Source organism: Pseudomonas sp. AL10 (assembly GCF_029960685.1).
Lineage (GTDB): Bacteria > Pseudomonadota > Gammaproteobacteria > Pseudomonadales > Pseudomonadaceae > Aquipseudomonas > Aquipseudomonas lactis.
The window spans coordinates 288,315-301,906 of record NZ_JASBQZ010000001.1; the positions used below are offsets into that span (position 1 = coordinate 288,315).

Sequence of the window (13,592 nt, forward strand, 5' to 3'; positions counted from 1 at the left end):
GCCAATTATCCTCGGATCGCCCAGAAGGCCAGGTTCAAGCCCGGGAACTGCCCGGCGATATGGAAGGCGAAACCGCCGGAATTGTTCAGCTGCTGCCAGTGCTCGCTGCCACGGTCCAGCTCGTAGTAGGTGCTGCCGGCGTGGTAAGGCAATTGGCGTGGCGCCACCGGCAATGGCAGCAGGCCGATGCCCGGCAGTTGCAGGTTGACCATGTCGCGGATGTGCTCCACCGAGCCAACCTTGCTCTGCTGGCCGAAACGCGCACGCAGGGTTTCGCCGGGCACATCGGCGCGCACCACGAGGATGAAACTGGCGTTGTCGAGCAGGGTCTTGTCGGCCAACATCGCCACATGGATGCCGTAGGCCTTCTCCACAATGGGGATCGGCGTGGCCTTGCTGTCGATCAGCATCGACAGCGCTTCACGCAGGGCCGCCATCACCGGCATGAAACTCAGGGCCAGGTCATCGTGCTGGTACTGCGGGTATTCCTGGGGGCGACGGCTGGAGGTTGAGAAGGTGGAAAACTCACCGGCCAGGCTGACCAGTTCGCTGAAAAAGCGCTCCGGATGCAACGGGCTCAACTGGCTGAAGTGCTGGATCAGCGGCTGGGCGCGGTTGACCAGTTGCAGCAGCATGAAGTCGGCGATCTCCGAGGCACCACCGGCACCCGAGGCCACCACGCGGCCGGCCAGGGCTTCGCCACGCTGGTGCAACAGGCCCAGCAGTTCGCTGCGAAAGGCCGTCAGCGGTTTGCTCGCAGCCACGTCCAGCACCGGCGGGATGTAGGTGTCATCGAGCACCAATGCGCGGTCGGCGCGTTTTTCCTTGATGCGTACCAGGCCGATGGCGGCGTAGTCGCTGATGCCATCCTGCGCTGTCAGCAGGCGCAATGCCCGCGACCCCACCGCCACCGGTGCACGGTTTTCGAACGGGGCGTTGTCGTCGCGCACTTCGCGCACCTGGCTCACGTAGCGCGCCGCTTCCAGGGCTTCACCCTCGTCCACCGTGTCACGGGCGCCGGCGCGCTTGAGCGGCAGGGCCAGGTACACCAGGCCGTCGCGCAGGTTGTCGTCGATATTCAACGGGCTCGGCGCCAGGTCGTCCTGGGGAATATTGAACGGCGTGCCATCGGGCAGCAGGCCGCGAGCCGACACGATCGCCAGCTTGCCCTGGGCCAGCAGGCCCTGGTCGATCAGCAACTCGGAGAACCCCCAGGCACCCGCCGACAACGGGCGGCTGCGGGCGTCGATCAGGTTTTCCAGGTAACGGTCATGCTGCTGGAAGTGCTGCGTTCCGATGAACATGCCTTCCGACCAGACCACGCGATTGTTCCAGGACATGGGGGCTCCGATTGCTTGTTATTGGGCTGGGCTGGATGGGGAAGCCACGACGTCGGCGCGCACGGCATGCACGTCGAGGCTGATCTGGTATTCGCTGTATTGGCGCGGCGGCACGTTGATGACCGTGCGCCAATGCGCACGGTCCAACTCGCGGTAGCCCACCAGCAGGCCGATCTGGCGCGTGGACGGGTCGAGGTCGCGCTGCACGCTCAGTTGTTGGCCGGGCTGCACCATCACTTCGTCCTGGTCCAGCAGGTCCAGGCCCAGGGTCGATTGCGCACGGTCCGCCAGGGCGAAGTAATCGGAGCGTGAAAAGGTAGCGGCGTTTTTCAATTCGAAAATGCGCACCCGCACCGGCGCGGCCTGGCCGTTGGCACCGGGGTTAAGCCCAGCAATCGCGTGAAAGTGCAATTCGACGGCGGCCGTGTCGGCTTCGGCCTCGGCAGCCGCCTGGGGTTTGACCGCGTCGTTGGCACACGCCGTCAGCAGCAGCGCGGTAGCGGCTGCGAGTAAAAACCTGGGAATCATCCTGCGTCCTCAATGACGTATTTAGCTATCCGTTTTATCCATTAATGCGAGGCGTTTTCAGCCTCGCTGTCGTGCACTGTGTTCTTCGTAGGCCCGGCTGAATTCGCGACCGAACAGGTCCTGGAAATCGTCCTGGGCCTCGCGGGAAATGTTGCTGTAGAGCTCGGTGAACTGCTGCCAGTACTGGGCCTGGCGCGAACCGTTGAAAAGACTCGAGAGGCCGCCGGGCTTGCCCATGCGCTCCTCCAATTGCGCCGGTTCAAAGCGCGCGAGCAGGTGCTTGATCGCCGCTTCCACGCCAGCCATTACGGCCAACTGGTGGGCGCGCAGGTCGTCGAAACTGTCACGTACGGCAAGGTCCGGCGCCATGAACGCCTGGTTGCCATGACGCAGCAACAGCAGTAACGCTTCATCGGCATTCGGGGCGAATTTCAACGGGTTGTTTTCGGCGGGGCGGATCATCGTCTGCTGCATGCGAAACTCGCCCTTGAGGCTGGCACGGGCGCGCAGTACGTCGATCAGGCCCTCGACCATCAGCCGGTAGCTGCGGCCGATGCTTTCCATCTGCGCGCAGGCGTCGGCTCTGTCCAGGCGCAACTGCTCCAGGCCCGCACCGCGCAGGAAGGCTTGCAGGAGGTCTGGTTGTGGCTCGGCATTGGCCACGGGGAGCGCAACAGGCTCGACCACAGGTGGCGGCGGGATGATCGGGTCTGGGGCAGGCGCAGCATTGACCACAGGCGCGGGCGCGTCGCCGAACAGGTCCCAGTCTTCGGGAATCACCGAGCCTTGCACCGCCGGCTTTTCGGGCGCCGGTACGGCCACTGGAGCCGGGGGGCGAAAATCGTGTTGCTCGGACGGCACATGGTCCGCCACGGTGGGCGGCGGCACGGCGGTGGGGCTGAGGAAGTCGAACAGGTCGGGCAGGGTTTCCATGGCCGAGGCGCCCTGGAACTGCGGCGCAATCATCGGTGTGGGCGCAGGTTGGCTCGCCACGGCGCCCATCAGCGCTTCAAAGCTGTTGGGTGAGTCGCCGGCAAATGGCTGGCTGTCGATGGCCTGCACGTTGAAGTCGATGCGCGCCTGGATTTCGTAATCACCGATGCGGATCAATTCACCGTCTTGCAACGGCTCGCTGTTACCCCGACGCATACGAATACCCGCCTTGACCAATTCCACACCATTGGTGCTGTTATCGGTCAAGTAGTAACGGCCATCTTTGTATTGAATAACGCAATGTTGCGAAGAGACGAGACGCTCAGGGTCGGGCAATACCCAGTCATTGTCAGAACTGCGGCCAATAGCCATCACGCCCTGATCCATTGACTTTTCGGGGCATTGCCCAGGTGTGATCTTGTGATAACTAGTGATAGTCAAACACAGCGACATCTTGCCTCCTTGCTGATACATCGCGCGCAGCCTACCCAGGAGGCTGTGCCGCCCTGGAAAGTCCCGTCCTGTCGTACAAACGACCGCCAAAATCTGCTTTTACCAGCATGATCGCTGATCTTAACTGGCTTCCATGACAAAAATCCGCTCTGGGCGCGCCTTTCGACTCGCCAGTCGCGCAGGTTGTTAAACACCGCACATCTGTCACAGAGGGCGAATAGCTTACCTTGACAAGCCATAAGTACTACACCAAAAATGCACAACTTCTTGAACATCAGTGATGGCGCAGTAGTGGCACGCTGAGTGTATGACCAAGAAAACATGCAAAGTTCATTACGCAACTAGTGCATGCATTGCCCGCCATCCAGCGGGCCGATAAGGAGATCGAATTCAGTGGATGTGCCGTTGCTGCTCACCGCCGTTTCCGCGACGTCGCCCTGTGGCGAAGACATGGAATATGACGCGCAATTTCTGCAGTTGGAACGTGATGCCAAGGGCCAACCCGAACGCAGCATGGGCGACTCGATCCTGCCCGCTGAGCCGCCCGAGTGGCGCAGCATCCAGCAGCAAAGCCTCGACCTGTTGCAGCGCAGCAAAGACCTGCGCATCACCCACTTTCTGCTGCAAAGCACCCTCGCCCTCCAGGGTGTGGCCGGGCTGGCCGAAGTCCTCACGCTGATCGACGCCTTGCTGCGCCAATACTGGGCCGAGCTGCACCCGCGCCTGGATGCCGACGATGACAACGACCCCACCGTGCGCATCAACGCCCTTACCGGCCTGACCTGCGAGACCAATATTCGTCTGCTGCGCGAAAGCATCCTGACGCGCTCGCGCACCTTCGGGCCCGTGACCCTGCGCGCAGCGCTCAACGCCAGCGGCCTGCAGAGTTTCGCCGATGAGCAGTTGGGCAACCAGCAACTCAACGCCGCGTTCCTGGACAGCGACCCCGAACAACTGCAAGCCACCCGTGACGCCTTGAGCGCGGCGCGCGCGGCGTGCGAGGCCATTGAGCAACAGGTCAATGACCAAGTCGGTTCCGCCCAGGGCGTGGACCTCAGCGCCTTGAAGCAGCCGCTCAAACAGGCCCTGCAACTGCTCAATCAAGCGGTGCCAGGCACCGACAGCAGCAGCGATCCCGAGGCCGTCAGTGAAGACAATGCCCCCTCGGTCGATAACGCCGCCGCGCCCGCAGCTCCTCGCCCTTCTGGCGACATCGCCACCCGCGACGATGTGCTGCGCAGCCTCGACAAAATCCTCGCGTACTACACCCGCCACGAGCCTTCGAGCCCGCTGCCGGTGTTGTTGAACCGAGCCAAGAATCTGGTGCATGCCGACTTTGCGGCCATCGTGCGCAATCTGATTCCCGATGGCATGTCCCAATTTGAAAACCTGCGCGGCCCCGAAAGCGAGTAAGCCGCCGGACCGTGCAGTAACAACACCGTCGCTCAAGCGACCAGGAGCAGCAACGTGGCGAAGCAAAGTTCTCAGAAATTCATCGCGCGCAACCGTGCGCCTCGAGTGCAGATCGAGTACGACGTCGAGCTTTACGGCGCCGAGAAAAAGGTCCAGCTGCCCTTCGTAATGGGCGTGATGGCCGACCTCGCCGGCAAGCCTGCCGAGCCGCTGGCACCCGTGGCCGACCGCAAGTTCCTTGAGGTGGACGTCGACAACTTCGACTCACGCCTCAAGGCCATGCAGCCACGCGTCGCGTTCCACGTACCCAATGAGCTGACAGGCGAAGGCAACCTGAGCCTGGACATCACCTTCGAAAGCATGGACGACTTCAGCCCGGCCGCCGTGGCCCGCAAGGTCGACTCCCTGAACCAGCTGCTCGAAGCCCGCACCCAATTGGCCAACCTGCTGACCTACATGGACGGCAAGACTGGCGCTGAAGAAATCATCATGAAGGCGATCAAGGACCCGGCATTGCTTCAGGCACTTGCCAGTGCGCCCAAGCCTGCAGGGGAGCAGTAATCATGACGGACAATACCGCCCGCGAAGGCAGCCAGATCCTGGGTACCACCGAAGAAGCCAGCGAGTTCGCGAACCTGCTGCTGCAAGAATTCAAACCCAAGACCGAGCGTGCCCGCGAAGCCGTTGAAACCGCGGTGCGCACCCTGGCCGAACAGGCCCTGGCGCAAACCGACCTGGTGTCCAACGACGCGATCAAGTCGATCGAATCGATCATCGCCGCCATCGACGCCAAGCTCACCGCCCAGGTCAACCAGATCATCCACCACCAGGACTTCCAACAACTGGAAAGCGCCTGGCGTGGCCTGCATTACCTGGTCAACAACACCGAGAGCGATGAGCAACTGAAGATTCGCGTGCTCAACATCTCCAAGCCAGACCTGCACAAGACCCTGAAGAAATTCAAGGGCACCGCGTGGGACCAGAGCCCGATCTTCAAGAAGATGTACGAAGAAGAATACGGCCAGTTCGGTGGCGAACCGTACGGCTGCCTGGTGGGTGACTACTACTTCGACCAGTCGCCGCCCGACGTGGAACTGCTGGGCGAACTGTCGAAAGTCTGCGCCGCCATGCACTCGCCGTTCATCGCGGCGGCCTCGCCGACCGTGATGGGCATGGGCTCGTGGCAGGAACTGTCGAACCCACGCGACCTGACCAAGATCTTCACCACCCCGGAATACGCCGGCTGGCGCTCGCTGCGTGAATCGGAAGACTCGCGCTACATCGGCCTGACCATGCCGCGCTTCCTGGCACGCCTGCCGTACGGCGCCAAAACCGACCCGGTGGAAGCCTTCGCTTTCGAAGAAAACACCGACGGCGCCGACAGCTCCAAGTACACCTGGGCCAACGCCGCCTACGCCATGGCGGTGAACATCAACCGTTCGTTCAAGCACTACGGCTGGTGCTCGCGCATCCGCGGCATCGAGTCTGGCGGTGAAGTGGAAAACCTGCCGGCCCACACGTTCCCTACCGATGACGGTGGCGTGGACATGAAGTGCCCGACCGAAATCGCCATCAGCGACCGCCGTGAAGCGGAACTGGCGAAGAACGGTTTCATGCCGCTGTTGCACAAGAAAAACACCGACTTCGCCGCGTTCATTGGCGCCCAGTCGCTGCAAAAACCTGCCGAATACGACGACCCGGACGCCACCGCCAACGCCAACCTGGCCGCGCGCCTGCCGTACCTGTTCGCCACCTGCCGTTTCGCCCACTACTTGAAGTGCATCGTGCGCGACAAGGTCGGCTCCTTCAAAGAGAAGGACGAAATGCAGCGCTGGTTGCAGGACTGGATCCTCAACTACGTCGACGGCGACCCGGCACACTCCACCGAAACCACCAAGGCCCAGCACCCGCTGGCAGCCGCCGAAGTGATCGTGGAAGAAGTCGAAGGCAACCCGGGGTATTACAACTCCAAGTTCTACCTGCGCCCGCACTATCAGCTTGAAGGGCTGACGGTGTCGTTGCGCCTGGTATCGAAACTGCCTTCGGCAAAAAGCGCATAAGTAACGGTTGAGCTAGCTCGTTCCCACGCTCCGCGTGGGGATGCCGCCCGGGACGCTCTGCGTCCCGGTGACGCGTAGCGTCACAGGATGCGTTACCACGCAGAGCGTGGGAACGATCACCCAATCAAGTGGCCTGAGCCACACAGGGAGAAAACATGGCTGTTGATATTTTCATCAAGATCGGCGACATCAAGGGCGAGTCCATGGACAAGGCCCACAAGGACGAAATCGATGTGTTGAACTGGAGCTGGGGCATGTCCCAGTCCGGCAACATGCACGTCGGCGGTGGCGGTGGTGCGGGCAAGGTGAATATCCAGGACCTGTCGCTGACCAAATACGTCGACAAGGCTTCGCCCAACCTGATGATGCACTGCGCCAGCGGCAAGCACATCGACAAGGTCAAGCTGACCGTGCGCAAGGCTGGTGGCGAGAGCCAGGTCGAGTACATGGTGATCAACCTGGAAGAAGTGCTGGTCACCTCCTTGAGCACCGGCGGTTCGGGCAGCGATGATCGCTTGACCGAAAACGTCACCCTGAACTTCGCCCAAGTGATGGTCGACTACCAGCCGCAGAAAGCCGACGGCACCAAAGACGGCGGCGCGATCAAGTTCGGCTGGAACATCCGTTCCAACACCAAACGCTGATAGCCCTTGTGGCCGTGGCCCGGTGCCACGGCCATTGTGTCCCTCTCGCAACCCGTCCGTGGAGCTGCTTTGGTGGTAACTGAAATCGCTTCCCGCGACCGTCTGCAACCGTCCCTGTTGGACCGGTTGACCGACGACGACCCGACCAACCCCAAGGAAAGCGCCGACAAACGCGTGCTGTCCCTGACCCAATTGAAGGCCTCGGTGCTGCGTGACCTGGCGTGGTTGCTTAACACCACCTCGTTACTCGATACCGATGCCACGCTGCACACCCCGGCCGGTACGTCGGTGGTCAATTACGGCCTGCCGGCACTGGCGGGCAACAGCGCTTCGAGCGTTGATATCAAAGCCCTGGAAGCCTTGATTTACCAGGCCATCGCCACTTTCGAGCCGCGTATTTTGCGCCACACATTGCGGGTCAAGGCGCGCATGGGCCATGGCGAGATGAATCACAATGCCCTGAGTTTCGAGATTGAAGGCGACCTGTGGGCACAGCCGGTGCCGTTGCGTTTGCTGTTGCAGACCGACGTGGACCTGGAGTCCGGCCATGTGCGCGTGCTCAATGCCGACCAGCGGAGACACCCATGAACCCGCGCCTGCTGGAGCTGTACAACCAGGAACTGCACCATGTGCGCGAAAGCGCCGCCGAGTTCGCCAAGGAATACCCGAAGATCGCCAGTCGGCTGACCCTGTCCGGTATGGACTGCGCCGACCCATACGTCGAACGTTTGCTTGAAGGCTTCGCCTATCTCACCGCCCGCGTGCAGCTCAAGCTCGACGCCGAGTACCCGACCTTCACCCACAACTTGCTGGAAATCGCCTACCCGCATTACCTGGCACCGACGCCGTCGATGACCGTAGTGCAACTGCAGACCGACCCCGATGAAGGCTCCCTGGCCGGCGGTTTCCCGCTACCCCGTGACACCGTGCTGCGTGCCGCCCTGGGCCGTGAAACCCAGACCTGCTGCGAGTACCGCACCGCGCACCCGGTGACGCTGTGGCCGTTGCAGGTCAGCAACGCCGAGTACTTCGGCAACCCCGCCGCCGTGCTCGGCCGCCTGGCCGCCAGCGAACCGAAAGCCAAGGCCGGCCTGCGCCTGACCCTGCGCACCGGTGCCGAGCTGCCGTTCAACAGCCTCGATTTGGACACCTTGCCGCTGTACCTGAGCGGCGCCGATGAACAACCGTTTCGCCTCTACGAACAACTGCTGGGCAATGCCTGCGCGGTGTTTGCGCGCCAGCCCGGTGGCGATTGGGTCGAGCGCCTGCCCCAGGGCGCGTTGCGCTCGCGGGGGTTCGATGATGCCGATGCGGCCATGCCGGTGGTGGCGCGGGCGTTCCAGGGCTATCGCCTGTTGCAGGAATACTTTGCCCTGCCCCATCGCTTCCTGTTCGTTGAGTTCGCCGAGTTGAGCCGTGCAGTCAAACGGTGTGACGGCCAGGAGCTGGAACTGATCGTGCTGTTCGACCGCCACGAACCGAGCCTGGAAGGCAGTGTCGGCGCGGCGCAGTTCTTGCCGTTCTGCACGCCCGCCATCAACCTGTTCCCCAAGCGCGTGGACCGCATCCACTTGTCCGACCGGGTCAATGAACACCACGTGATCGCCGACCGTACGCGGCCGATGGATTTCGAGATTCACTCGTTGAGCGGCATCACCGGCCATGGCACCGGGCCGGAGCAGCCGTTCTTGCCGTTCTATGCGGTGCGCGATCCGTCGCGCTATGGCCGCGACCAGGCCTATTACAGCGTGCGCCGCGAGCCGCGGGTGCTGTCCAGCGATCAGCGCCGCAATGGCCCACGCTCCACTTATGTGGGCAGTGAAACCTTCGTCAGCTTGGTGGACAGCCGCCAGGCGCCGTATCGCCATGACCTGCGCCAACTGGGCGTGACGGCGCTGTGTACCAACCGCGACCTGCCGCTGTTCATGAGCGTGGGCAACGGCAAGACCGACTTCACCCTGGCCGATAGTGCGCCGGTGCTGGCCGTGCGGTGCGTCGCCGGGCCAAGCCGCGCGCGTGCCAGCCATGCGCATGACGCCAAGGCCTGGCGCCTGATCAGCCAGTTGTCGCTCAACTACCTGTCCTTGAGCGAACAGGGCCAGGGCGCCGGCGCCTTGCGCGAACTGCTGCGCCTGTACGGCGACAGCAATGACGCCGCCCTGCAATTGCAGATCGAAGGTCTGCGCGAAGTCAGCAGCAAGGCGGTGACCCGACGCCTGCCGATGCCTGGCCCGATTGTGTTTGGTCGCGGCCTGGAAATCACCTTGGAGTTCGATGAAAACGCGTTTCGCGGCACCGGCGTGTTCCTGCTCGGTGCCGTGCTGGAGCGCTTCCTGGCACGCTACGTGTCGATCAACAGCTTTACCGAGACGGTGATCCGTACCACCGAACGCGGCGAGATCATGCGATGGAAAGCCAAGCCCGGACGGCGTCCGACCCTGTGAGAACCCTGGACGCGATGCACCAGGAGCCCTGGGAATATGACTTTTTCCAGGCATTGCGGCGCATCGAGTGCGAAACGCCCGAGCTGCCACGCCTGGGCCATTCCCTGCGCCTGGCCGATGATCCGCTGCGCCTGGGGCAGCAGGCCGATTGCACCTTCGCACCCGCCACCCTTGCCTCGGTCGAGCCAGGAGGCGATGGCAAGCCGGCGCGGTTGGAGCAGTTCTTCTTCGGCCTCGGCGGCCCCAACGGCCCGCTGCCGCTGCACATCACCGAGTACGTGCGCGAGCGCCAGCGCAACAACGCCGACAGCACCAGCAAGCAGTTCCTGGATGTGTTCCACCATCGTCTGCTGACCCTGTTCTATCGGGCCTGGGCCGAGGCGCGGCCAACGGTCAGCCATGACCGCCCGGACGATGACTACTGGTCCGCCCGCCTCGCCGCCCTGAGTGGCCGCGGGATGCCGAGCCTGCTCAATCAAGGGCTGATCCCCGATACCGCGAAGCTGCATTACAGCGGCCATCTGTCGGCGCAAACCCGCTACCCGGATGGCTTGAAAGCGATCCTCAGCGAGTACTTCGGCCTGCCGGTAGAGATCGAGGAATACGTGGGCCAATGGCTGGAACTGCCCGAACGCAGCCGCGTGGGGGTCAGCGCCAACCAGTTGGGCGTGGACTTCTGCCTGGGCAGCCACGTGTGGGACCGCCAGCACAAATTCCGCATCCGCCTGGGCCCGCTCACGCTGGATGACTACATGGGCATGCTGCCCGGCCAACAGCCGTTCAACGAGCTGGTGGCGTGGGTGGCCGAGTACCTGGGCCATGAATTGGACTGGGACTTGAATCTGGTTTTGCAACAACCCGAAGTTCCGGCGCTGCAACTCAACGGCCAGTTCCGCCTGGGCTTCAACACCTGGCTCGGCCAACCTGCGCATGACGCCAACGACCTAATCCTGGCCCGGCATTACGCCGACCACGCCACCACCTCAAGGAATCCAGAGCATGGGTGAAATCAGTCGCGCCGCACTGTTCGGCAAACTCAACAGCGTGGCCTACAAAGCCATCGAAGCCGCCACCGTGTTCTGCAAGTTGCGGGGCAATCCGTATGTGGAACTGGCCCACTGGTTTCACCAGTTGCTGCAACTGCAGGACTCCGACCTGCACCGCATCATCCGTCAGTTCAACGTGGAGCCGGCGCGCCTGGCCCGCGACCTCACCGAAGCCCTGGACCGCCTGCCGCGCGGCTCCACATCGATCACCGACCTGTCCTCCCATGTGGAAGAGGCCGTAGAGCGCGGCTGGGTGTATGGCAGCCTGATGTTCGGCGAAAGCCAGGTGCGCACCGGTTATCTGGTGCTGGGCATCTTGAAGACACCGAGCCTGCGCCATGCGCTGCTGGGCTTGTCCGGCGAGTTCGACAAGATCAAGGCCGAGGCCTTGAGCGAGCGCTTTGATGAATACATCGGTGACTCGCCGGAAAACGCCTTGAGCGCCAGCGACGGCTTCAATGCCGGTGTCCCTGGCGAGGCCAGCGGCGCCATGGCGCCCAGCGCGATGGGCAAGCAGGAAGCGCTCAAGCGCTTCACTGTCGACCTGACCGAACAGGCCCGCAGCGGCAAGCTCGACCCAATCGTGGGCCGTGACGAGGAGATCCGCCAACTGGTGGACATCCTCATGCGTCGGCGCCAGAACAACCCGATCCTCACCGGTGAAGCCGGGGTGGGCAAGACCGCCGTGGTCGAAGGTTTCGCCCTGCGCATCGTCGCCGGTGACGTGCCGCCCGCCTTGAAAGACGTGGAACTGCGCAGCCTCGACGTGGGCTTGCTGCAAGCCGGCGCCAGCATGAAAGGCGAGTTCGAACAGCGCCTGCGCCAGGTCATCGAAGACGTGCAGGCCTCGCCCAAGCCGATCATCCTGTTTATCGACGAAGCCCATACCCTGGTGGGTGCCGGTGGCGCCGCCGGCACCGGTGACGCGGCCAACCTGCTCAAGCCTGCCCTGGCCCGTGGCACCTTGCGTACCGTGGCTGCCACCACTTGGGCCGAGTACAAAAAACACATCGAGAAAGACCCGGCCCTGACCCGCCGCTTCCAGGTGGTGCAGGTTGCCGAACCGTCGGAAGACAAGGCCCTGCTGATGATGCGCGGCGTGGCGTCCACCATGGAAAAACACCACCAGGTGCAGATCCTCGATGAAGCTCTGGAAGCCTCGGTGAAGCTCTCCCACCGCTATATTCCGGCGCGCCAGTTGCCGGACAAATCCGTGAGCCTGCTCGACACCGCCTGCGCCCGCGTCGCCATCAGCCTGCACGCTGTGCCGGCGGAAGTGGACGACAGCCGTCGCCGTATCGAGGCCCTGGAAACCGAGCTGCAAATCATCGCCCGTGAGCATGCGATCGGCATTGCCATTGGTGCGCGTCAAACCAATAGCGAAGCGCTGCTGACCGCCGAGCGTGAGCGTCTGGCCACGCTGGAAAGCCGTTGGGCTGAAGAAAAAGCCTTGGTAGATGAGTTGCTGGCTACCCGTGCCACCTTGCGCGAAAAAGCCGGTGTGGTGGACAGCGGCAACGATGCGTTGCGTGCACAACTGGTCGACCTGCAACAACGCCTTACCACCCTGCAAGGCGAAACCCCGTTGATCCTGCCGACCGTGGATTACCAGGCCGTGGCCTCGGTGGTCGCCGACTGGACCGGCATCCCGGTGGGCCGCATGGCGCGCAACGAACTGGAGACTGTGCTCAACCTCGACCAACACTTGAAGAAACGCATCATCGGCCAGGACCATGCCCTGCAGATGATCGCCAAGCGCATCCAGACCTCCCGCGCCGGCCTCGACAACCCAAGCAAGCCGATTGGCGTATTCATGCTGGCCGGCACCTCGGGTGTGGGCAAGACCGAAACCGCCCTGGCCCTGGCCGAAGCCATGTACGGCGGTGAGCAGAACGTCATCACCATCAACATGAGCGAGTTCCAGGAAGCCCACACCGTGTCCACACTCAAAGGCGCGCCACCGGGCTATATCGGCTACGGCGAAGGCGGTGTGCTGACCGAAGCGGTGCGGCGCAAGCCCTACAGCGTGGTGCTGCTCGATGAGGTGGAGAAAGCCCACCCGGACGTGCACGAGATTTTCTTCCAGGTGTTCGACAAGGGCGTGATGGAAGACGGCGAAGGCCGGGTGATCGACTTCAAGAACACCCTGATCCTGCTGACCACCAATGCCGGTACCGAGCTGATCTCCCACGTCTGCAAAGATCCGGCGAACATCCCCGAGCCCGAGGAAATCGCCAAGGCCCTGCGCCAGCCGCTGCTGGAGATTTTCCCACCGGCCTTGCTCGGTAGACTGGTGACCATCCCGTACTACCCGCTGAGCGACGAGATGCTCAAGGCGATCACCCGCCTGCAACTGAACCGCATCAAGAAGCGCGTGGAGAATACCCACAAAGTCGCGTTCGAGTATGACGACGCCGTGGTCGACCTGATCGTCTCGCGCTGCACCGAGACTGAAAGCGGCGGGCGCATGATCGACACCATCCTCACCAACAGCCTGCTGCCGGACATGAGCCGCGAGTTCCTCACGCGCATGTTGGAAGGCAAGGCGTTGGCGGGGGTGCGGATCAGCAGTCGGGATAATGAACTGCACTACCAGTTCAACGATTGACCTGAAGAAACACGGTCAAAACTGTGGGAGCTGGCTTGCCTGCGATAGCGGTCTGACATTCAACATCAATGTTGACTGAACCACTGCCATCGCAGGCAAGCCAGCTCCCACACTGGATTCGGT

At 62.8% G+C, this 13,592-nt stretch carries 11 protein-coding genes; 8 read left to right on the forward strand and 3 right to left on the reverse strand.

Annotated features, from left to right (window positions below; all coding sequences use genetic code 11):
* Positions 1-5: 5 nt before the first annotated feature.
* From tssK to tagH, 3 genes are read right to left on the reverse strand one after another with little or no spacing between them, the layout of a single operon-like run.
* Positions 6-1,340, reverse strand: coding sequence for a type VI secretion system baseplate subunit TssK (gene tssK, locus QK296_RS01400; RefSeq protein ID WP_003195550.1), 1,335 nt, complete (start codon positions 1,338-1,340; stop codon positions 6-8).
* A gap of 18 nt (positions 1,341-1,358) precedes the next feature.
* Positions 1,359-1,868: a type VI secretion system lipoprotein TssJ gene (gene tssJ / locus QK296_RS01405; protein ID WP_282390519.1), complete on the reverse strand. Its 510-nt coding sequence runs from the start codon at positions 1,866-1,868 to the stop codon at positions 1,359-1,361.
* Positions 1,869-1,925: 57 nt separating this feature from the next.
* Positions 1,926-3,254, reverse strand: a complete 1,329-nt coding sequence (tagH, locus tag QK296_RS01410) for a type VI secretion system-associated FHA domain protein TagH (RefSeq protein WP_282390520.1) — start codon at positions 3,252-3,254, stop codon at positions 1,926-1,928.
* Between the two features lie 393 nt (positions 3,255-3,647).
* Here tagH and tssA point away from each other — a divergent pair, with 393 nt between their 5' ends.
* The 8 genes from tssA to tssH all read left to right on the forward strand — a co-directional run bounded on the left by tssA (position 3,648) and on the right by tssH (position 13,469).
* A complete protein-coding gene (gene tssA, locus QK296_RS01415; protein ID WP_003195555.1) occupies positions 3,648-4,667 on the forward strand; it encodes a type VI secretion system protein TssA in 1,020 nt (339 codons plus the stop codon).
* Between the two features lie 54 nt (positions 4,668-4,721).
* Positions 4,722-5,228, forward strand: a complete 507-nt coding sequence (gene tssB / locus QK296_RS01420; RefSeq protein ID WP_003195557.1) for a type VI secretion system contractile sheath small subunit — start codon at positions 4,722-4,724, stop codon at positions 5,226-5,228.
* A gap of 2 nt (positions 5,229-5,230) precedes the next feature.
* Positions 5,231-6,727 (forward strand): type VI secretion system contractile sheath large subunit, encoded by a 1,497-nt coding sequence (gene tssC, locus QK296_RS01425; protein WP_003195559.1) that lies wholly within the window; start codon positions 5,231-5,233, stop codon positions 6,725-6,727.
* Positions 6,728-6,882: 155 nt separating this feature from the next.
* On the forward strand, positions 6,883-7,371 hold the full coding sequence (locus QK296_RS01430) for a type VI secretion system tube protein Hcp (protein WP_003195562.1): 489 nt from the start codon (positions 6,883-6,885) through the stop codon (positions 7,369-7,371).
* Positions 7,372-7,443: 72 nt separating this feature from the next.
* The gene (gene tssE / locus QK296_RS01435; RefSeq protein ID WP_282390521.1) at positions 7,444-7,959 is read left to right on the forward strand and encodes a type VI secretion system baseplate subunit TssE; all 516 of its coding nucleotides are present in this window, start codon (positions 7,444-7,446) and stop codon (positions 7,957-7,959) included.
* Positions 7,956-9,815 carry a type VI secretion system baseplate subunit TssF gene (gene tssF / locus QK296_RS01440; RefSeq protein ID WP_282390522.1) on the forward strand — a complete coding sequence of 620 codons (1,860 nt, stop codon included), beginning with the start codon at positions 7,956-7,958 and terminating at the stop codon, positions 9,813-9,815. The genes tssE and tssF overlap by 4 nt, the downstream gene beginning before the upstream one ends.
* Positions 9,779-10,822 carry a type VI secretion system baseplate subunit TssG gene (tssG, locus tag QK296_RS01445; RefSeq protein WP_003195566.1) on the forward strand — a complete coding sequence of 348 codons (1,044 nt, stop codon included), beginning with the start codon at positions 9,779-9,781 and terminating at the stop codon, positions 10,820-10,822. The genes tssF and tssG overlap by 37 nt, the downstream gene beginning before the upstream one ends.
* Positions 10,815-13,469, forward strand: a complete 2,655-nt coding sequence (gene tssH / locus QK296_RS01450; RefSeq protein ID WP_212613636.1) for a type VI secretion system ATPase TssH — start codon at positions 10,815-10,817, stop codon at positions 13,467-13,469. Before tssG ends, tssH begins: the two co-directional genes overlap by 8 nt.
* Positions 13,470-13,592: the final 123 nt, after the last annotated feature.